Annotated in this window: 19 protein-coding genes; 4 read left to right on the top strand and 15 right to left on the bottom strand. The window is 39.6% G+C overall.

All coding sequences use genetic code 11. From position 1 onward, the window contains the following. Nucleotides 1-41: 41 nt before the first annotated feature. The 6 genes from IR083_RS13305 to IR083_RS13280 all read right to left on the bottom strand — a co-directional run bounded on the left by IR083_RS13305 (nt 42) and on the right by IR083_RS13280 (nt 5,201). Nucleotides 42-1,025, bottom strand: a complete 984-nt coding sequence (locus IR083_RS13305; RefSeq protein ID WP_194224680.1) for a D-alanine--D-alanine ligase — start codon at nt 1,023-1,025, stop codon at nt 42-44. Between the two features lie 102 nt (nt 1,026-1,127). Next, the gene (locus tag IR083_RS13300; RefSeq protein ID WP_194225020.1) at nt 1,128-2,195 is read right to left on the bottom strand and encodes an RluA family pseudouridine synthase; all 1,068 of its coding nucleotides are present in this window, start codon (nt 2,193-2,195) and stop codon (nt 1,128-1,130) included. Between the two features lie 2 nt (nt 2,196-2,197). Continuing rightward, the gene (locus IR083_RS13295; RefSeq protein ID WP_194224679.1) at nt 2,198-2,812 is read right to left on the bottom strand and encodes a PASTA domain-containing protein; all 615 of its coding nucleotides are present in this window, start codon (nt 2,810-2,812) and stop codon (nt 2,198-2,200) included. A 180-nt stretch (nt 2,813-2,992) separates the two neighbouring features. After that, nucleotides 2,993-3,457, bottom strand: coding sequence for an Lrp/AsnC family transcriptional regulator (locus IR083_RS13290; RefSeq protein WP_006799740.1), 465 nt, complete (start codon nt 3,455-3,457; stop codon nt 2,993-2,995). 121 nt (nt 3,458-3,578) lie between these two features. Next, nucleotides 3,579-4,595: an FKBP-type peptidyl-prolyl cis-trans isomerase gene (locus tag IR083_RS13285; protein ID WP_194224678.1), complete on the bottom strand. Its 1,017-nt coding sequence runs from the start codon at nt 4,593-4,595 to the stop codon at nt 3,579-3,581. Between the two features lie 21 nt (nt 4,596-4,616). After that, nucleotides 4,617-5,201: an FKBP-type peptidyl-prolyl cis-trans isomerase gene (locus IR083_RS13280; RefSeq protein ID WP_006799738.1), complete on the bottom strand. Its 585-nt coding sequence runs from the start codon at nt 5,199-5,201 to the stop codon at nt 4,617-4,619. Nucleotides 5,202-5,375: 174 nt separating this feature from the next. Here IR083_RS13280 and IR083_RS13275 point away from each other — a divergent pair, with 174 nt between their 5' ends. After that, on the top strand, nt 5,376-6,059 hold the full coding sequence (locus IR083_RS13275; RefSeq protein WP_006799737.1) for an SIR2 family NAD-dependent protein deacylase: 684 nt from the start codon (nt 5,376-5,378) through the stop codon (nt 6,057-6,059). 52 nt (nt 6,060-6,111) lie between these two features. After that, nucleotides 6,112-7,188, top strand: coding sequence for a family 10 glycosylhydrolase (locus IR083_RS13270; protein ID WP_194224677.1), 1,077 nt, complete (start codon nt 6,112-6,114; stop codon nt 7,186-7,188). A gap of 69 nt (nt 7,189-7,257) precedes the next feature. On the opposite strand, the gene IR083_RS13265 is transcribed toward IR083_RS13270, so the two are convergent. From IR083_RS13265 to IR083_RS13255, 3 genes are all read right to left on the bottom strand, one after another. Then, nucleotides 7,258-8,712: an aminoacyl-histidine dipeptidase gene (locus IR083_RS13265; RefSeq protein WP_194224676.1), complete on the bottom strand. Its 1,455-nt coding sequence runs from the start codon at nt 8,710-8,712 to the stop codon at nt 7,258-7,260. 563 nt (nt 8,713-9,275) lie between these two features. Continuing rightward, nucleotides 9,276-11,090, bottom strand: coding sequence for an LIC_10190 family membrane protein (locus IR083_RS13260; protein WP_194224675.1), 1,815 nt, complete (start codon nt 11,088-11,090; stop codon nt 9,276-9,278). A gap of 25 nt (nt 11,091-11,115) precedes the next feature. Beyond that, nucleotides 11,116-12,129, bottom strand: coding sequence for a lysylphosphatidylglycerol synthase transmembrane domain-containing protein (locus IR083_RS13255; protein WP_194224674.1), 1,014 nt, complete (start codon nt 12,127-12,129; stop codon nt 11,116-11,118). 199 nt (nt 12,130-12,328) lie between these two features. Between IR083_RS13255 and rsmA the strand changes: the two genes are divergently transcribed. Both rsmA and corA read left to right on the top strand, forming a co-directional pair. Continuing rightward, nucleotides 12,329-13,129: a 16S rRNA (adenine(1518)-N(6)/adenine(1519)-N(6))-dimethyltransferase RsmA gene (gene rsmA / locus IR083_RS13250; RefSeq protein ID WP_194224673.1), complete on the top strand. Its 801-nt coding sequence runs from the start codon at nt 12,329-12,331 to the stop codon at nt 13,127-13,129. 28 nt (nt 13,130-13,157) lie between these two features. After that, nucleotides 13,158-14,102 carry a magnesium/cobalt transporter CorA gene (gene corA / locus IR083_RS13245; protein WP_006799731.1) on the top strand — a complete coding sequence of 315 codons (945 nt, stop codon included), beginning with the start codon at nt 13,158-13,160 and terminating at the stop codon, nt 14,100-14,102. 90 nt (nt 14,103-14,192) lie between these two features. Here corA and IR083_RS13240 read toward each other — a convergent pair whose 3' ends face one another. From IR083_RS13240 to IR083_RS13215, 6 genes are read right to left on the bottom strand one after another with little or no spacing between them, the layout of a single operon-like run. Further along, nucleotides 14,193-15,185 carry a polyphosphate kinase 2 family protein gene (locus IR083_RS13240; protein WP_194224672.1) on the bottom strand — a complete coding sequence of 331 codons (993 nt, stop codon included), beginning with the start codon at nt 15,183-15,185 and terminating at the stop codon, nt 14,193-14,195. 11 nt (nt 15,186-15,196) lie between these two features. Further along, the gene (locus IR083_RS13235; RefSeq protein WP_242052412.1) at nt 15,197-15,988 is read right to left on the bottom strand and encodes a GNAT family N-acetyltransferase; all 792 of its coding nucleotides are present in this window, start codon (nt 15,986-15,988) and stop codon (nt 15,197-15,199) included. 1 nt (nt 15,989) lies between these two features. Next, complete coding sequence (locus IR083_RS13230; protein ID WP_194224671.1) at nt 15,990-16,511, bottom strand: gamma carbonic anhydrase family protein; 522 nt, start codon at nt 16,509-16,511, stop codon at nt 15,990-15,992. Beyond that, nucleotides 16,498-17,925, bottom strand: a complete 1,428-nt coding sequence (locus IR083_RS13225; RefSeq protein ID WP_194224670.1) for a thioredoxin-like domain-containing protein — start codon at nt 17,923-17,925, stop codon at nt 16,498-16,500. Before IR083_RS13225 ends, IR083_RS13230 begins: the two co-directional genes overlap by 14 nt. After that, nucleotides 17,915-19,693: an aminopeptidase P family protein gene (locus IR083_RS13220; protein WP_194224669.1), complete on the bottom strand. Its 1,779-nt coding sequence runs from the start codon at nt 19,691-19,693 to the stop codon at nt 17,915-17,917. The genes IR083_RS13225 and IR083_RS13220 overlap by 11 nt, the downstream gene beginning before the upstream one ends. 32 nt (nt 19,694-19,725) lie before the next feature. Beyond that, a complete protein-coding gene (locus IR083_RS13215) occupies nt 19,726-20,076 on the bottom strand; it encodes a polymer-forming cytoskeletal protein (protein ID WP_242052411.1) in 351 nt (116 codons plus the stop codon). Nucleotides 20,077-20,079: the final 3 nt, after the last annotated feature.

Here is a 20,079-nt window from a genome sequence, read left to right as displayed (position 1 = left end):
TTATACTTAACAAAGCGATAAAAAGGTCTGTGACCTAAAATTCAATTCGCGTTAAATTCGTTTTCTATAATTTCCGTCAGCACATCAGTTATATTTAATCCTGCTGCAGCTACCTGCTGAGGAATAAAACTGGTCTGTGTCATGCCGGGAACGGTATTTACTTCCAGTAAGTACGGCATATTGTCGGAGATGATAAAATCTACCCTGATAATACCTTTGGCTCCTACCATATCATATATTCTGCGAGTTAATCGCTGTATCTCGTTTGTCATTTCGTCCGGTATACGGGCAGGAGTAATTTCCTCTACCTGACCCTCATATTTAGCTTCATAGTTAAAAAACTCATTAGGAGTGACTACCTCAGTAATAGGAAAGACCACTTCTTTACCCTTTATTTTATAACAGCCGCAGGTGACTTCCTGTCCACTGATAAAGCTCTCGATAATTACTTCGGGTGTTTCGCCGAATGCAATGTCTATAGCTTTTTGCAGTTGTTCTATCGATTTCACTTTCGTTGTAGCAAAACTCGAACCTCCTGTGTTTGGCTTTACAAACATAGGAAATCCCAGTTTTGCAGCGATGTCATCTATGCTGCATCTCGTATCTTTATTCAAATATAACGAATCTGCTACTCTTATCCCAAAGTTTTTAAGAAAATTATTGCAGACAAATTTGTTCATGGTCAGAGAAGAAGCCATCATGCCGCACGTAGAATAGGGGATATTGAGCATATCGAAGTAGCCTTGCAAGCGGCCATCTTCGCCCGGTGTACCATGTATAATAATGAAAGCGAAGTCAAATTTTATATTCACGCCCTTTTCCGGATATGTAAAGCTGAAATCATTTTTATCGACAGGATATGTCACACCATCTGCATCGACAGTCCAGCTTTCTCTAACGATTCTAACTTTGTGAATATTGTATTTTTCTTTATCCAAAAAGGAATAAACGCCGGACATACTTTTTTCCGATACTACTATTTCGGAAGAATATCCTCCCCATACTATGGCGATGTTTCGTTTCATTGGTCAATTAAACTTGATGATTAAGGTCACAGACCTATTTATTACTTTTATATGTAAAACAATAACTGATAGTTATGTTTATAAATCCTTTTCAGTTCCTTCTTATATTTCCCTGTTGGCTATGTATCCCCGCCATTTTTCGAGCAGTTGGCTCATATCATCCGGTATAGGTGCTTCGAACATAAGTTCTTTTCCTGTACGTGGTTGTATGAAACCCAGTGTTTGCGCATGTAGCGCTTGGCGCGGACATATATTGAAGCAATTCTGAACGAACTGCTTGTATTTTGCAAAATGAGTTCCTTTCAGTACCTCGTTGCCTCCGTACCGTTCGTCGTTGAACAAAGTATGGCCTATGTATTTCATATGCACACGTATCTGATGAGTGCGTCCTGTTTCTAGACGGCATTGTACCAATGTTACATAACCAAGGCGTTCAAGTACCTTGTAGTGTGTAACAGCGGATTTACCGTGTTCCCCGTCTTTGAAAACGGTCATTAACATACGGTCTTTCAGATCGCGGCCAATATTGCCTTCTATACGTCCTTCATCCTCTTCGATCGCACCCCAAACGAGCGCTACATATTGGCGCTTTGTGGTTTTGTTGAAAAACTGAGCGGATAGATGTGCTTTCGCATAAGCATTTTTTGCCACTACAATCAGTCCTGAGGTGTCTTTGTCGATGCGGTGGACAATCCCCAAACGTGGGTCATTGGCGTCATATTCGGGAGTGTCTTTCAGTAGGTAAGCTACAGCATTTACAAGGGTTCCCTGATAATTCCCGAATCCCGGGTGTACGACCAGTCCCGGCGGTTTATTTATAACCATCAGGTCATCATCTTCATAAACTACATCCAGTGGTATATCTTCCGGGATAATTTCCAGTTCGCGTGGCGGACGGTTCATCACTACGGATATAACGTCGAGCGGTTTTATCTTATAGTTTGATTTTACAGGATTATCGTTTACCAGAATACAATTTGCTTCTGCAGCTTGCTGTATTCTGTTGCGGGATACACCCACGATATGCATTGCCAGATATTTGTCGATGCGTATCATACCCTGTCCCTTGTCGGCTACAAACCGGTAATGTTCGTATAGGCCCGAATCTTCCTGTCCTTCGGTTAATTCATCTTCCGGAAGGTCTTCTATGTTGTCAAAAGAATCGTTCATCATTATTGAAAGAAAGATTCATCTATATTAGTATCCGCATCGGGAATGCTGTCTTCGAAAACCTCTCCTCCGGCGCCCACAGTCATTCTCAGTGTAGAGCCTTTCGGTATCTTTTGATTTGGAGACAGTGTTTGTCCTTTATATGAAACTGAGATGACGATGCCGGCATATGCCGACGGGACTTCATCTATGATAATCTTGTCAAATCCGAGCGAATTTAGTTGGGCTTCAGCCTGACGACGCGAATAATCTTTTAGTTCGGGTATAGCCACCATCTGAATTCCTTTGGCCTGAATGGTAAGGAAGATAGTACGTCCTTCTTTTACTTTCGATTGCTCTTTGGGTGTTTGTTCTGTAATGGCTCCGGGAACACCTCCTGTTGTAAAAATAGAATCCACAACTTCATATTGAAGGTTTGCAGCTTTGAGTATTCCTTCCGCATCTTCTACTTGTAAGCCTTTTACTGCAGGCACAACAACGGATTCGTCGTGTTTGGTATATATGCTCAAAAAGAATAATACGATAATTACCAGTACGAATCCGGCGGCAATCATCAACAATATATTCTTAACGTAAATGTTGGTCAGAAGTTTCGAAACAAAGCTTTTTTTCTCCATGTAAACAAATTAAGTAAGGTCATAGACCTATTCCATATTGAACGTGATGCAAAAATATTAAAAAATTACGGGTTTTGCTCCTTTTACATTACATATTTATGTTATTATAAGTAAAGATATCCGTAAAGAAAAAGGATAGCCAAAAATGACTATCCTTTTATATTAAGAATGAGTTATATCTTATTCCGATTTAGATATTGGTATCTGACGCTTAACTCCCTGACTAAGAGAAATCATAGTCTCGGTAGCTACAACACCAGGTATGTCCTGTATCTTATTATTCAACAAATCCATCAGATGCTCGTTATCGCGGGCATACAATTTGATAAGGATAGTGTATGGTCCTGTCGTGAAATGGGATTCGACGATTTCAGGAATCTTGTCCAGTTCAGGGATCACAGTCTTGTACATGGAGCCTCTTTCCAGTTTTACCCCGATATATGTACATGTATTATATCCCAATACTTTTGGATTTACAAAATAACCGGAACCTACTATCACATCCATCTCGATCATGCGTTGTACACGCTGATGAATGGCAGCACGGGAGACACCACACTCAAGAGCAACATCTTTGAATGGAATCCTCGCATTCTGAGATATAATCTCCAGTATCTTCTTATCAAGTTTGTCAATTTTCTGCATAATATGAGCGTTTTATCGTTATTTTAATCCAAATATAGGATATTTTTTATAAAAACAAGGCTTTTTGCTCGAAAATTTACATTGGATGTACCAAAATAGTATCTAAATCTTACTTTTTGACTTATTTCTTTTCAATATCCAATAATTCGATATCGAAGATCAAAGTAGAGAAAGGTTTGATAGTTCCTCTGTCCTGTGCGCCATAAGCCAGGTCATAAGGGACATAAACAGTCCATTTAGATCCTACAGGCATCAATTGAAGTACTTCGGTCCATCCTTTGATAACAGCGCTTACATTAAATGTAGCCGGTTCTTTTCTGTCTACAGAACTGTCAAATACAGTGCCATCGAGAAGAGTACCGTGATAGTGTACTTTTACTACATCAGTAGCTGTTGGTTTTGCGCCTGTACCTTCTTTTACTATTTTGTATTGAAGTCCGTCAGGAAGAGTAACAACACCTTCTTTAGCTTTGTTTTCGTCAAGGAACTTTTGACCTGCTTCTATCTGAGGAGTATATTGTTTCTTCAACTCTTCTTCTTGTCTAGCCTGAGCTTTGGCCTGTACTTCCTGCATTTTTACCTGAAAAAGAGAAGCCGGATCGTTTACGGCAAATTTACCTTTTTTCATTGCAGTAGCCATCGCAGCTATGAAAGCGCTGGAATTGATTTTTTCTTTCGAGTCCGGTCCGTACATTTGATTGATCAAATTAGGGAACATTTGTTTCGAGATTTGTCCTCCTACAGAAATACCGGCATAATATGCAGATTTAGAATCAGGAGCATCGATGCTTTCTTTCAGCCCTTTCAGGAATTCTGCTATATTTCTTTCGTTTACTTTTAGAGTAGAGTCAAGCTTGTGTTTCATTACTTTTTGTAATGAATCTTTTTTGAAAGAATCTTGCTCTGCTTCAATTTGTCTTTTGTAAAAAGCACTCAGACCAGTAGTATCGCTAACCACACCTAACTGTTGTAAGTGCATAGAAAGACCTTGGTCATAAAGGCTTGCTCCAAAAGCATAAGAAATAGTATCGTTTTCGGTTTTCAATGAAGCATCTGACGAAACGCTTCCTCCACAAGATGTAAACAACGCTCCTACGGCTACGAAAGCACCAAGGGCAACAACTTGAATTTTTTTCATGTTTTAACTAAATAATTATTATTAAACAATATCTAAAATTTCTACTTCAAATATCAGGGTAGAGTTAGGTTCGATAGATTGTCCTGCTCCTGCTTTTCCATAAGCAAGGTTAGATGGAATGAATAGTTTCCATTTTGAACCTACGGGCATTAATTGAAGGGCTTCTACCCAACCTGGAATCACCTGATTCACACCGAATGTGGCAGGTTGTCCGCGTTCTACCGAACTATCGAATACAGTACCATCGATAAGTGTCCCGTGATAGTGGCACTTTACCTGGTCTGTTGCTTTTGGTTTAGGGCCGTTTCCTTCGTTCAGTATTTCGTATTGAAGACCACTTGGCAGAGTTACAACACCCGGTCTGTTTTTGTTGATTGCTAAAAACTCTTCTCCGGCTTTTAGGTTTACTTCAAGTCTTTCTCCCTGCAGTTTGGTGAAATAATCGTTCATTACTTCCTTTGCTTCATCATATGACATGGCAAGCGGAGCTTCGTTTATTACATCCTGCATTCCTTTCAAGAAAGCTTCAAAATCTACTTTTTTGATACCGGAACTTAAGAAGTTATTACCAATACTTAATCCCAGAGCGTAACTGATTTTATCCATATGTATTTTTATTTTTAATTAATATTGTAAATCAGAATGATAGATATCTGATAACAAATATTAATTGTTTATTTTTTATTTGCCAACAAAAGTAATTCTTTTCACGATACATTGATAAAGTTTATAGGCGAAAAAACTATATTTGTATGTTATACTTACATTTTTTTAATATTTATGAAGCATATTGTTGTTTTATCAGGTGCCGGAATGAGTGCAGAGAGTGGTATTTCCACATTCAGGGATTCCGGAGGATTGTGGGAGCAGCATTCGATAGAAGATGTAGCTACTCCGGAAGGATTCAGGCGTAACCCGCAACTTGTTCTTGATTTCTATAATGCAAGGCGGAAAGCGGCTTTTGAAGCTAAGCCCAATAAGGGGCATATAGGTCTGGCCGAAATGGAAAAAGAGTATAAAGTGTCGATAATCACTCAAAATGTGGATAGTCTTCATGAACGGGCGGGCAGTACCAATGTGATACATCTGCATGGCGAACTGGATAAGGTACGCTCTACGGCCGATCCTTCTATTATCTATACCCTTACTCCCGAAAACGCAGAGATTAAAGTGGGCGATAAATGTGAGAAAGGTTCACAGCTCCGGCCACATATTGTCTGGTTCGGAGAGGCTGTACCAATGATAGAAAAAGCCATAGAAGTAGTCCAAACTGCCGATGTCCTCGTGGTAATAGGTACTTCTCTGAATGTGTATCCTGCTGCCGGATTGTTGAATTATATTCGCCGCGACACTCCCGTTTATCTGATAGACCCGAATGAAGTAAAGGTATATCAGCAAGATATTCATTTTATAAAGAAAGGAGCATCGGAGGGAGTTGAGGAATTACGTAAGTTGCTTAAATAATGCTTTCTATGATATAAGCCTTTTTAATGTATAAACTAAAACAGAAGTATAAATGAGAAGCCAACCTGTAGCATATTTGTTCGCGCTCCTGTGCCTCTTGTCTTTTTTCTTAAGTTGCGACTCATCGAAAAAGGAAAGGGTAAAATGTGATTCTACCTATAAACACTGGGTGTGGATCAATCCTCAGGAGAAAGATACAGAGGAAGAATTAGCGGTGAAGTATAAGAAATACCATGACGCCGGAATCGCAGGCATATTCTTTGAAGCCGATAGCGAGAAGCATTACCGTGTGGCAAAAAAACAAGGTCTCGAAGCGCACCGGTGGATGTGGATAATGAATAGGAGCGATGCCCTGAAATCACATCCTGAATGGGCGGCTGTAAACAGAAAGGGAGAATCCTGTGCCGACCATCCGCCATATGTGGATTATTACCGGTGGATGTGTCCTTCTCGCCCCGAGGTGGCTGATTTTCTGGTGGCTGATGTGAAAAATGCATTAGCGAAGGATTATGTGGATGGCATCCATATGGATTATGTCCGATTCAGTGATGTGGTACTGGCTGTTAATTTATGGCAGGTCTATGGAATTGTGCAAACGGAGGAACTGCCGGAATACGATTACTGTTATTGCAGTTTATGTAAGGCGAAGTTTAAAGAAGAGTACCACAAAGACCTGGATAGCATTCAATACCCGCAGGAAAGCCTTTCGTGGCGTACTTTCAGGTATGACGCGGTCACAGGCATTGTTAATAAGATAGGAGACGTCGCTAAAGCATATAACAAACCGCTTACCGCAGCTGTTTTTCCTACTCCTGATGTCGCAAAGCGCCTTGTCCGTCAGGACTGGACGAATTGGCCTCTGGATGCGGTTTATCCGATGATCTATCATGGGTTTTATAAAGAAGAAGTGCCATGGATAGGGGATGCTACGAAACAGGGCATACGCGGTATCGACGGGCGTTTCCCTCTGTATGCAGGCTTGTTTTTACCGGATTTCAAAAATAACAGCGAACTGGAAGAAGGGATAAAATATGCACTGGAAAATGGAGCATGCGGCGTTTCTATTTTTGGAGAATTAAACGATGATGTTCTTGCTATATTGGCCAAGTACAGGACGAAGCCGGAATAAAGCCCGGGTCGGCAAGAGTATAAAAAGGCGAAATCTGTAGATATTCGCCTTTTTTTATATATGATTATTCTATTTAATATTCTCCAGTGTTTTTACCAGATAATCGTAGAATTTAGACACTGTATCTATTTCTACAAACTCGTCAGGAGAGTGGGCGTTCAGAATTGTAGGCCCAAAGGATACGATGTCCAGTCCCGGAGTGCTACCCAGGATGATACCACATTCCAGTCCGGCGTGTACAACCACTACATGCGCTTTGTCCTTATACATGGTTTCGTATAGTTTAGCCATCATATTCAGTGTATCCGATTGAGCATTAGGCTGCCATCCCGGATAACCGTTTTCGATGGAAACTTTCGCACCTGCAAGAGCAAATACGCTTTCCAGGCTTGAGCAAATCTCATCTTTGCGGGTTTCCGAAGAACTGCGGGCTAGCATCTTTGCTGCAATATGTCCCGGTCCGGATTTGATGGATGCAAGATTGGTAGACGTTTCCACGATGCCTTCAAAATCGGTAAGCATACTGATTACACCATTTTGACAACCAACTACAGCATTAATCAAGCTATCCTGTATTTCTTCAGGTATGAGCGTCTTGGGTAAGTCTGCTTTGGCTGCTTTGAAGGATAAGTTTTGCTCTACGGCCTTGTACTCTTCCTTGAATATCTTTTCATACGATTTCACAAGCTTCAGGAAGTCTTTTTCGTCCTCTTCGGGAAGTGTCACTATGGCAACGGCTTCGCGAGGGATCGCATTACGCAACGAACCTCCATCAATTGCCGAAAGACGTACTTCATAACTGCTCACGGCTTCTTTCAGGAAGTAGAACATAAGTTTGTTGGCGTTGGCTCTGCCCAGATGTATTTCCGTTCCGGAGTGACCTCCTCTGAGTCCTTTTAATGTGATTCTATAGGCTATATCACCTTTCGGTACTTTTGCATCTTTGAATTCCCAGTCTGCATTCACATCTGCACCTCCGGCACAACCAACACACAGTTCTCCTATTTCTTCTGTGTCTAGGTTTAGTAAGATGCTACCTGAAAGAAACCCTTTCTTCAAACCTATAGCACCTACCATGCCTACTTCTTCGTCGACAGTAAATAAAGCCTCGATTTTTCCATGCTTTAGTTTTTTGTCTTCCAGTACAGCCATCATAGCAGCCGCCCCTATACCGTTGTCAGAACCTAAAGTGGTTGACTTGGCTTTTACTTTGTTTCCGTCTATTACAGTTTCTATAGGGTCTTTAGTGAAATCATGTTTTACATCAGAATTTTTCTGAGGAACCATGTCCAGATGGGATTGGAGGATTACCACAGGGGCTTTTTCCATACCTTTTGTTGCAGGTTTGGTAATCAATATATTACCTGTCTTGTCTTGCTTAACGTCCAGCCCGAGCGATTTACCAAAGTCGATGACAAATTTAGTAACCTCTTTCATCTGCCCTGTAGGGCGGGGGATTTGAGTCAAATCGTAGAAGTGCTTCCACAATTGTTGCGGTTTTAGTTTAAGTATTTCTTTCGACATACGATTATGTTTTAAAATTTACGAATAGTAACAAAGATAGGAAAATATCAGTGCGGATAATCAGCATAACAGATATTTTTAGATTATTTCCGGATGCATTACTTACAATCTGTTTTGTCGTTCCTCTTATTATATATAATGCGATCTGCTGGGATTATAATATTGTCCGTCATTATAAAAAAGGTAACAAAGGTAACAGGGAAAGCAATTAAGAATGAATAATGAAAAATTAATAATTAGCTTGTCATGCTGAACAGAGTGAAGCATCTCGTCAGAGAACAGTCATCAGTGAACAACACTTCTACTTGTACCTTGTCTACTCGTATCTCATATAACTTTCAACTTAGTACTTATTACTCATTACTTAAAACTTACTACTTTGAAAAGGTAACAAAGGTAACACCTTTTCATTCATTTGCTAATATGCTAATTCTCAAATTCGACAATCAATACTTCAAAGAACTACAAGCTGACAACCAAAGGCTCCCGGCTCTAGTTATATAGATAAAATTGTACAAATAAAGTAACACCTGGCTATTAAAGATTGATTGACGTAATAACAGTTATTCTGTTTTTCTTGCTTTCGATCTGAATCCGTCTTGTATGGAAGTACCTCGGGCTTCAAGGTTGTGATAGTTTTGGGCGCCTCGTTCCACATTACTTGTTGCAGGTACTATATCGTATATAAATCCTCTTTCTTCAGTCGCAATATATATAGTTATATTATTGTTTATTTTGTATGGCTCGAATGGTATGTCGCTTATATTCATCCTCTTACTTGTTTCTGTGATTTGATGATTAGTCGAATATGGGGCATAAAATACTCTCATGTTGGATTGAGATTTACTATAATCGCAATATTTGCGCAAGAATGGTCTGTAATCGGATACATGTTTATAGGAATGTATAAATATGAACCCGAACAAAAAGATGGATACATATTTGCATAGATTGAAAGACGTGTATCTTTTTCCGCTTTTAGATTCAACAGCCAACAGCAAAGTATTTAATTTTGTATTGTCCTGTTTCTTTTGGAAGAATAAAAGTATTACAGCCAGAAAAAACAGGGAGAATACATATCCGTATCCAAAGCGGATCGAAGGTGCTGTTAAGAGCCAATAAATGATATTGACAGCTAATATGCATGACATGTAAATATAGACAGGATTTAATTCCTTGCGTTTTTTTATAATTTTAGAAGAGATAAATATTATGGATGCCAGGCTGAGTGCAAATAAGGGTATATGCCAGGAGTATTCTTTCCACGTTCTGAAAGCTGAAAAATCTTCAACAATCTGATTCATATAATCGTTTCGGGCATGGCCTGAAATATGATTCGTTTCCTTTATAAGTATATCGGCCGGAACTTTCCAGTCAAAAGAGAACAGATCTATCTGATATAACGGATGGACAAGGTAGCCTGAGATGATAACATTTCTGGTAAGCCATAACCCCATAATAATAAAGGCAATTGAAAATACAAAGGTCGCAGTCCTGTAATTTTTATGCTTTAAAAGGGCGAAAAATATAATGATGGTGGATAATGCGATCAGTGCGCCCGATAGTTTGAATGTAATTAGTGCGACAGGGACTGCTGCATAAAATAACAGTTTTCTTTTTACTAAATGAGGATATAGTACCGTCTTTATAGCCAGATAGATAATGGTCAGGTTGGGTATTATGTCTGTAGAAGTAACACTTAGAGTGTGCCTGTCGATAAGGATAAATGCTGTATATAAAAGTAAAATAATAACCCTTTTTATTTCAAAGCCGGATTTGAATGTCTCTATCAGTATCCATGCCATAACCGCCGCGCACATAAATGATTGAAAGCCGTATATAGGTTCTCCGAAAATAAAACGAAGGGTATAGACTGCAGAGATCAGCATATAGTTGGAATTAAAGCCGAAACGTTCTTCCACATTTCCCAAACCCGGAACTATGGCGTATTCTTCATTCCACCTGATTGCCGCCTGATGATAGTAGAATGTATCATAAGACATCCACTGTTCGCCCAGCCAAACAGCAAAAAATGCTATGGAGAGCATTGCTAATACTATAACCACTGATTGGTATATGAAAAGACTGCTGATGTGCTTCCTTATTCTTCTTATACAATACATAAAATGTTTATGTCTTATCCCCCAATACAAAATACTGAAGATGAATAAAGAAAGCAGGATGTAATGGTTTGCAGGAAGCCAGAAAGAAGATACGGATAGGGGGATGGTTATAAAAGCCATTCCTAAAAAGAGTGTATCGGTAATCGAATATTTTTCGTTTTTATTGCAGATTTTGTTGTAGACGAGAATAAAAAAATCACCTAAAGAAAGAAATGTTACTGAAATACACAACCAGCAAAGAAGAATGGCAAGCATAGGTTTTCTGTTTTTTAATTATATTCTATTTCTGTTTCTTCAAAGCCAAAGCGGCTATTCCGAATAATCCGCATAGGATTACCCATATAATGGATTGCAGGGCAAAGACGCCGGTGGCGAAGGCGGTGGCATTTAATTCGCTGACTCCATATAGCATCAGACCTGCAACAACCGCTATCTGCCATGGACCCAATCCTCCATTAGACGGTATGACCATGCTGAGGCTGCTCAAAGCAAATGTTATCAGTCCGGCTGTGACACCCAGGTTTGCAGTAAAGTCAAAGGCGTAAAACGTAATATAAAAGTAGAAGAAATAAGAGGTCCAGATGGCAATAGAGCATATCAGCAGACGTCCTTTGGTCTTCATCTGCCAGATCGTTTTCATATCATTGGCCATGTTGGAAAGAAAACTTTTAACCTTCTTAACAATTATATTTTCTTTGAAGAACTTGAATACTATATATGTTGTTATAACCGCCGCAACAAGTGCTATATATAGAACAGGTGATTTTATAATCATCAGAATGATGTCGAGAGTCGATTTGCTTTGTTCCAGTTGAGTGATAAAAAACTGCATGTTTATCAGGAATGCAGCAAGGCAAATGACAATAACTGTTATCATATCGAATATACGGTCGAGTATCATGGTTCCGAATAGCTTAGTGAACGGAATCTTTTCTTCTTTAGCCACCATACCGCATTTCCAGATTTCCCCGGCTCTGGGTATAGCGAAGTTTACGGCATATCCTCCGAGAATAGCGTATATAAGGGTTGATAATTTGGGTGTATATCCAAGTGGCTGAATAAATAATTCCCAGCGGTAGCCTCTTATTATATTACCTGATAAACCAAATATAAGAGAGGACAGAAGAATTAGCCAATTGGCATTTTTGAGGACAATCCACAATTCGGCAGGGTCTATTTTACTGATAAGGTAATAAACGATGGCAATGCCCAGCAGTAAAGGCAGTACTATCTTTACGAAAGTATTGAGTAATGATTTTTTCTTAGGGGTCGTTACTTCTGTCGATTCTTCCATTCGTATTGTAAAATTGTATTATCTTTATACAATAGTAGAAATAAGGTCGCAGACCTATCTATTACTTTCATATCTAAAACAACAATAGTAAGTTATAATTAAAATAATGTTGCATAAGACACCTTCTTTTACTTATAAGCAAATTTTTAGTAATAAAACACTACCTTTGCGCCTGCAAAGATAATCATAATTGTTAAGCATGGCAGTAGTTAAAGCAAAGAAATTCTTAGGACAGCACTTTTTGAAGGATTTGGATATCGCCCGTCGTATTGCAGATACATTGGACGATTTTCCTGATGTGCCTGTTATCGAAGTGGGTCCGGGAATGGGAGTGCTTACCCAATTTCTGATAGAAAAGAAAAGGGAGCTTACTGTAGTGGAACTGGATCGCGATTCGGTCCCATACCTTAACGAGCACTATCCGGCCTTACGAGGACATATTATTGAAGATGATTTTCTTAAACTGGACTTGTTAAAAATATACGATAACCAGTTTTGTGTAATTGGTAACTATCCATATAACATTTCTTCCCAGATATTTTTTAAAGTACTCGATTATAAAAACCATATACCATGTTGTTCGGGAATGCTTCAGAAAGAAGTCGCCGAACGTATTGCCGCCAAACCCGGCGGGAAGACATACGGTATATTAAGTGTACTGCTTCAGGCATGGTACGATATTGAATATCTTTTCACGGTCAGTGAGAAGGTGTTCGACCCTCCTCCGAAGGTGAAGTCGGCGGTGGTAAAACTTGTCAGGAATAAACGCCAGAGTTTGGACTGTGATGAAAAATTATTCAAAACAGTTGTGAAAACAGGATTTAATCAACGTCGTAAAACATTGAGGAACTCAATGAAGCCATTGCTCGGAAAAGATTGTGATGCTTATACAGATCCGATTTTCAATGAGCGACCCGAAAGGCTCTCGGTTGCAGATTTCGAAAAGCTGACAAATATTGTTGCCGCTTTTCTGCCCGGGAGACAAGACGAGAGGAAATAGAGTACACACCCTTTAAAAGAAAGCGCTCATGTCGGAAGTAAAATTATTTTACCATAAAGACAATGCTATAAGAATGAGCCGTAGCATTGAATTCCTGAAGACTACACCCATTAAAAACTTCCTTTGGATCGACCTGAACAATGTAGATGAAGAAATAGAGAACGAACTGGAAGACTACCTGAAAATCTATATACAGGAAGAGGAAGAAATGGTCGAAATCGAGATGTCGTCCCGTTATATGGAGACAGCAGACTCCTTGGTAGTCAATTCTAACTTCCTGTTGAGCAATTTTGAACGGGAACCTGTTTCGTTTATTCTAAAAAATAATATACTGATAACGGTACGTGGCGAAGACCTGACTTCTTTCCATGAAACAATAAAGAAAATATCGGCCAATCCGAAGACTTATCCGACAGGTTATCATGTATTTGTGGCCATACTGGAGACACGGGTAGAGATAGACGCAGATATGGTGGAGGATATGACACAGGAGATCACAACCCTCAGTAATAGTATCAGTATTCAGGAAGCCGATGAAGAGCTTTTGATGGAGATCAAGAACCTTCAGGAAAAGACAATGATGCTGCGTGAGAATATTATAGACAAACAGCGTGCTGTATCCAGTATGTTGAAAAGTGAACTGATGCCAAAGGAACTGCATGGCAGGATTACCATTCTTATTAAAGATATAAATTCCCTGCTCGAACATATCCGTTTCAGTTTCGACCGTCTGGATTATTTACAGGATACTTTCCTCGGGTTTGTTAACATCGAGCAGAACAAGATTATCAAGATGTTTACCGTGATTTCCGTTATATTTATGCCGCCTACGCTTATTGCCAGTATATACGGGATGAACTTTGGCGATATGCCGGAACTGAGCTGGGAATTCGGGTATGCATTCTCAATCGGGCTGATGATATTCGCTGTGGCTGTTATTCTGATTTATTTTAAGAAGAAGAAATGGCTGTGATTATACACCCATGATTTTATAATATAAAAACGCATAAAAGATGGTCTTTAATGCGTTTTTCTTATTTTCTGAATTCTATATTCTGTTCCTTTACGACTTTCTTATTTTTCTGTCAGATTTGGCGGCTTGCTTATCTTTTATTGTTTTTATTTTCGCAGCCTTTGGGGTTCTCGGCGAAGTTTTGGACTTTTCCACGTCAGTGTTTTGGGGTGCCAGAATTCTTTTTGCAGCTTCTAATTCTTGTTTAGCAGTCTCTGTTAATACAGGATAATGTAATTTGAGATCGTTGATCCTGTCACAGATAATTTCTCCTACCGCATATCGCATAAACCATTTGTTATCGGCCGGGATTACATACCATGGGGCATCTTCGGTAGATGTATGGGTAAGCATATCGGAATATGCTTTCATATAATCGTCCCAGTGTTCGCGTTCTTTGAGATCCGATGCAGAGAATTTCCAGTTTTTTGATTCATCGTCAAGCCTTGCCAGAAAACGCTTTTCTTGCTCTTCGTGTGATACGTTGAGGAAGAATTTTAGTATTATGGTTCCGTTTTCGGTCAGGTGGCGTTCAAGGTCATTGATTTGCCTGTAACGCTTTTTCCAGAACTTATCGTCAATATCTTCTATTTTGTTGATTTTAGGTAGTTTCCCGTTCAGTACTATTGACGGGTGCACTTTGGCAACCAAGACGTCTTCATAGTGTGAACGATTGAATATACCTATCCTTCCACGCTCAGGCAAACATTTATAGATTCTCCACAGATAATCGTGGTCGAGTTCTTCGGCCGATGGTTGTTTGAAAGAATATACCTGGCATCCCTGCGGATTAATACCCGACATGACGTGTTTTACCGTACCGTCTTTTCCGGCGGCATCCATTGCCTGAAAAATAACAAGGACGGAATAGCGATCCTGAGCATAGAGTTTATCCTGGAGCTTTGCCAGTTTTTCCGTGTTTTCAGTCAGTAGTCTTTCTGCTTCGTCTTTATTTAATCCGGCAGTGTAGCCTGTTTGGTAATCGGAGACTTTATGTTTTTCTCCGGGCTTAGCGATTATTTTTTTCAGAACATCTTTTTTCATAATGGCGCTTTTTACAATGTAATATATATTCCAATAAACATACAAATGGAGAATATTGTTGCATTTATCAGTAACCCATGTCTGAATTTCAGTCTTTTGTATATAATAGCTACTCCTAATAAAATACCAATTATATTACAAATACTTTCAAGGACAAGAAACCAATCGGGATACATAAAGAAGTATAGTATTCCACCGAAGTGTTGGGAGTATAATCTGCTTACAGCAAGATACAGCCAACAGGAATTGAATACAATCATTAATATGCCCAACTGTTTATTGTATTTGGCAGGACTTATTATTTGGTGTTTTTTCTTGATATCCAATACCATCAAATAATCATGTTCCCTGTCCTGTATAATTCCAAATCCCAGTTTCTGATACATTCTCACAGCATAATTATTCTTATCTACACTCAGGGATGTTTGTTTATAGCCTTCTTTGCGGAGGTGTTCTATCATCCTTGACATTAATAATGTGCCGTAGCCCTGATTCCGGTATTCTTTGAGTAATGAGATTGCAAATTCAGGAGTTTCATTATCTATATTTCCAAAGCCTTTTACTTCTCCTGCCAGAATGCGTATCCATACTGCACCTATTATCTTGTCGTTGAGTACTGCTACCAGACAGTAATCATCTTTCAGTTTACCAAAATCGTGTATATAAGCGTCTATTTCCGGACTCTTGATTATATCGTATGGTAGAGGCGCAGAGCCTTCGTCCTGATAAATTGCTTCATACAGCATACTTTCAAGAACAAAGAGCTCCTCTTTTTTTATTTCCCTTACCGATATTCTTTCCAAGTTACTCTTCTTCTTTGAACCAGCCCGAATACATCAGGTAATTCTTTGCAATCTTCTGATTCATCTCCTTAGCTTGCTCGGGATCTACTTTTTTTACAAATTTGGCAGGTACGCCGGCATAAATACTACCCGGTTCTACCTGTGTACCGCTAAGTACAACAGAGCCTGCCGCTATAATGGCTCCCTCGCCGATAACAGCATGGTCGAGAACGATGGCTCCCATACCAATTAATGCCCCATTTTCTATTTTAGCCCCATGTATGACTACATTGTGTCCTACAGAAACATCATCGCCAATCTCTACTACCGACTTTTGATATAATGTATGCAGTACACTGCCATCCTGGATATTTACACGGTTTCCTATGCGGATAGAATTCACATCGCCACGCAGTACGGTGCTGAACCAGATACTGCAATCATTTCCTATAACCACATCGCCGATGATTGTTGCATTCTCGGCCAGATATGTGTTTTTTCCTATTTCGGGTGTAAACCCTCTAACTTCTTTAATTAATGCCATTGTTATTTATATAATAATCGAAAAGTTTTTCCAGATTTTGTTCGTCTACTTTTTTTGCTATAATTGTTTTGTTTTTATTCAGAACGAAGATAGCAGGAATACCTGATGTATCATAATACATCCAATATTGGGATTTATATTCAGGATCGGCGCAATTTATCCAATCGCCTATGTTTTTGCTTTTTACAAATCTTTCCCACTCTTGTTTCTCGTTGCTCAAATTGATCGTTACTACCTTAAGCCCTCTATCTTTATACTTTGCATACAGTTTGTCGTGAAGCTCGGGTGTGGCCGTTTGGCAATGCCCACAACTTGGACTATAAAAATATAAGAGCAAATATTCCGTATCAATATCGTTTGTATTGATAGTATCGCCTTCAAGGGTTTGCAAGGTCAGATTATGAGCTTTCATCCCGATACGGTTGTTTTTAATCAACTCGTATTGTCTCCGTAATTCCGAATTCTGGGTGCTATCGATCCATGCTATATCTTTGTCGAAAATATAATCTTCAGCCAGACGTGCCCAGATATTTTCATCACCCATTCTCAGGCTCTTTAGTGATTCGTTTGTTAGTTTCGACAGCATCTCTTTAAAACAAAATTCATTTCCTTTTGTTTTGGCTACAAGCCTGCTCGCAGCACTGGCTACCGAATCGGGTACCTGATCTACCCAATGTTGCAGATAAGTATCTATGTAGCTGTTCATATAGTTGGTCGACCATAGGCGGGGATCGGTGAGGTCTATATTATCAAAGAAATGCCGTTTGCCATATTCTCTGTTTTCTTGGAATTCTTTCCCGTCTTTTGGCTGTTTATAAGGTAATGTAACAGACTCCATCCCTTTCAGGAAAACTCCGAACCAGTTATCTTTATTATCTTCTATTGTCTTCTGTATATAAGCCTGAGTATTTTCATCTAGTTTTTGAATTTCCTCACCCAGATTCTTTCTTTTTTGAGTGGTAATGGATGAGTCTTCAAGTTGTTTTTCCAATTTACGTCGTTCTGTATCCCTTTTTTGGATGTTATCCAGATATGCCCACAATAGTTTGGTGCTATGGCTGCCCGTTATAGTACTTTTTGCAAAATCCTCTTCATTTATATATAGATGTATATCATCTTCGCCTTTATCGAGAAGGAGGTCTATGCGAAAGTCAGGTTTTATGAAAATGAAATATTGTCCCGGAGTTAATCCTTCCGGAATGCTGATTCTGACTTTTCCTTCGCCGGAGAGTTGTACCGAATCACGTGCGTAGGTGGTACCTTTCCAATAGTAGCCCAGGTATAGCATATTATTTTTTTGAGATGGAATGTTTGCATCAAGGTGAAAGCTTGCTTCGTCTTTGTCTGTGTTGTTTTGAGCCTCCGCTTTAAATACAAAGAGGAGGCTTATAAGAATTAGTATACTATATTTCATCCGTTTTTTCTTTTAACCAGCCTTTTTCTTCCTCAGTTAGCAGAGGGGAGAGGCGATCATATACAAATTTGTGGTATTCGTTGAGCCATATAATTTCTTCTTTAGTCAGCATTTCTTTCACTACCGGTGTTGTATCTATCGGGCAAAGAGTAAGGGTTTTGAATGAATAAAAATCTCCGAATTCTGTAGTTGTCTCATGCTGTGTAAGTATAAGGTTTTCTGTGCGGATACCATATTTCCCGGCTCTGTATAGTCCCGGTTCATTGGATGTAACCATGCCGATCTGTAGTGTTGTAGGATTCTCATTCATACGGATGCTTTGCGGGCCTTCATGTACATTGAGGAAATGCCCGATGCCATGCCCTGTTCCGTGCAAATAATTTATGCCGTTGTCCCACATGGATTTACGTGCAAGGATGTCCAGTTGGCTGCCACGTGTTCCCTGCGGATAAATGGCAGTGGCAAGGCTGATATGTCCCTTTAAAACCATTGTATAATCTTTTTTCATTTGCTCAGTAAGCGGACCTACAGCTACAGTACGGGTGATGTCGGTAGTGCCGTCAAAGTATTGCGCGCCGGAATCTACCAGCAGGAAACCTTCAGGTTTGATTTCAACCGAACTTTCAGGTGATACATGGTAATGCACGATGGCTCCATTAGGGCCGTAACCTGAGATGGTGTCAAAACTTTCCCCTACAAAGTTATCTTGCTGACTTCTGTATTCTACCAGTTTTTCAGGGATCATAATTTCTGTAACGCCACCTTCCGGTACAGCTTTTTCGAGCCACATAAAGAAACGTACCAAGGCTACTCCATCGCGTTCCATCGCGTTGTTGAACCCTTGTATTTCGGCTTCGTTTTTTATGCTTTTCATCAAATCGGCCGGAGATGGAATATCTACAACCCTGTTCTCTGTTGGGATTGTATTATATAAGCTGAAAGTTATTTTGCTGCTGTCGAGGCAAACGGATGTTTTTATTTTTGATACATAATCATATACTTTGGAGTATTCGGCAATTGTTACTCCCTCTGTTTTCAGATAACTTGTCGTTTCATCGGAAAGTTTTTTCGGATCGATAAACAGTACTGTTTCATTGCGTGAAATATAGGCATAACTTACGGTCACCGGATTGCATTTTACATCATTTCCTCTGATGTTGAATATCCATGCAATGGTATCCAATGAAGCTACAAGTAACGATTCGGCCCCGTTTTTTTCAACAGAGTCGCATATGCGTGCTATTTTTTTGCGTGCCGGTTCTCCCGTATATTTTTCAGGTAGTACGAAGAACGGATTCTTTGGGATTTCAGGCCTGTAGTGCCAAATGGTATCGAACGGATCATAGTCGCTAATCAGATGCAATCCTTTCATATTCAGTTTATGTGTCAGGCTGAATGCTTCTTTAGCGGCATATACGTTACCATCTATACCTATATAGTCACCTTTTCCTAATTCAGAGGCCAGCCATTCATCAATGGCGGGAGTCTGAGGCAAACCATCTTTGAAGAGGTCTATCCCCGTACCATTCAGTTCGCTTGCCGCCTGAAGGAAGTAGCGTGAATCTGTCCATAGTCCGGCTTTTTCGCGGGTTACAACTACTGTTCCGGCCGATCCGGTAAAGCCGCTTATCCATTCCCTTGAAGCCCAGTGTGACGCAGGGTATTCGCTCAGGTGAGAGTCTGTACTGGGAATAATAAAGGCATGTAATCCTTTCTCTTCCATGAATTTGCGTAAAGAATTCAGTCTTTTATGAATTGTATTACTCATATATTGTATAATTTATATTTGTATAAATATTATTATCCTTTATACATCGAACAGCTGCCATCAAATTTAGCACCGGGTTCGATTTCTATTGTTGCCATTTTTATATTCCCTTTCAGGAACGAGGACGCTCTGAGTATAACATTTTCGACACATGAGATATCTCCGTTTACGGTTCCCCATACTTCTATGTTGGAACAGTTTATGTCGCCCGTAATTTTACTGTTGTTTCCTACTATAATTTTTCCTTTACAATTTACATTTCCTTCTATTGTGCCATCTATCCGAAAATCTTCTTCAGCACTGATGTCGCCTGTTATTTGCGTACCTGAGGCGAGGATGTTGTGAGTGTTGGCTGTTGTTATAACCTCTTTGATTTTTGCCATGCT

The sequence above is a fragment of the Dysgonomonas sp. GY75 genome (genome assembly GCF_015234155.1).
GTDB classification, from domain to species: domain Bacteria; phylum Bacteroidota; class Bacteroidia; order Bacteroidales; family Dysgonomonadaceae; genus Dysgonomonas; species Dysgonomonas gadei.
This window is presented reverse-complemented; position numbering and strand designations above follow the sequence as displayed.

Coding starts and splice junctions, on each gene's coding strand:
- IR083_RS13305 (WP_194224680.1), bottom strand. CDS start 1,025: ATGAAACGAAACATCGCCATAGTATGGGGAGGATATTCTTCCGAAATA.
- IR083_RS13300 (WP_194225020.1), bottom strand. CDS start 2,195: ATGAACGATTCTTTTGACAACATAGAAGACCTTCCGGAAGATGAATTA.
- IR083_RS13295 (WP_194224679.1), bottom strand. CDS start 2,812: ATGGAGAAAAAAAGCTTTGTTTCGAAACTTCTGACCAACATTTACGTT.
- IR083_RS13290 (WP_006799740.1), bottom strand. CDS start 3,457: ATGCAGAAAATTGACAAACTTGATAAGAAGATACTGGAGATTATATCT.
- IR083_RS13285 (WP_194224678.1), bottom strand. CDS start 4,595: ATGAAAAAAATTCAAGTTGTTGCCCTTGGTGCTTTCGTAGCCGTAGGA.
- IR083_RS13280 (WP_006799738.1), bottom strand. CDS start 5,201: ATGGATAAAATCAGTTACGCTCTGGGATTAAGTATTGGTAATAACTTC.
- IR083_RS13275 (WP_006799737.1), top strand. CDS start 5,376: ATGAAGCATATTGTTGTTTTATCAGGTGCCGGAATGAGTGCAGAGAGT.
- IR083_RS13270 (WP_194224677.1), top strand. CDS start 6,112: ATGAGAAGCCAACCTGTAGCATATTTGTTCGCGCTCCTGTGCCTCTTG.
- IR083_RS13265 (WP_194224676.1), bottom strand. CDS start 8,712: ATGTCGAAAGAAATACTTAAACTAAAACCGCAACAATTGTGGAAGCAC.
- IR083_RS13260 (WP_194224675.1), bottom strand. CDS start 11,090: ATGCTTGCCATTCTTCTTTGCTGGTTGTGTATTTCAGTAACATTTCTT.
- IR083_RS13255 (WP_194224674.1), bottom strand. CDS start 12,129: ATGGAAGAATCGACAGAAGTAACGACCCCTAAGAAAAAATCATTACTC.
- rsmA (WP_194224673.1), top strand. CDS start 12,329: ATGGCAGTAGTTAAAGCAAAGAAATTCTTAGGACAGCACTTTTTGAAG.
- corA (WP_006799731.1), top strand. CDS start 13,158: ATGTCGGAAGTAAAATTATTTTACCATAAAGACAATGCTATAAGAATG.
- IR083_RS13240 (WP_194224672.1), bottom strand. CDS start 15,185: ATGAAAAAAGATGTTCTGAAAAAAATAATCGCTAAGCCCGGAGAAAAA.
- IR083_RS13230 (WP_194224671.1), bottom strand. CDS start 16,511: ATGGCATTAATTAAAGAAGTTAGAGGGTTTACACCCGAAATAGGAAAA.
- IR083_RS13225 (WP_194224670.1), bottom strand. CDS start 17,925: ATGAAATATAGTATACTAATTCTTATAAGCCTCCTCTTTGTATTTAAA.
- IR083_RS13220 (WP_194224669.1), bottom strand. CDS start 19,693: ATGAGTAATACAATTCATAAAAGACTGAATTCTTTACGCAAATTCATG.
- IR083_RS13215 (WP_242052411.1), bottom strand. CDS start 20,076: ATGGCAAAAATCAAAGAGGTTATAACAACAGCCAACACTCACAACATC.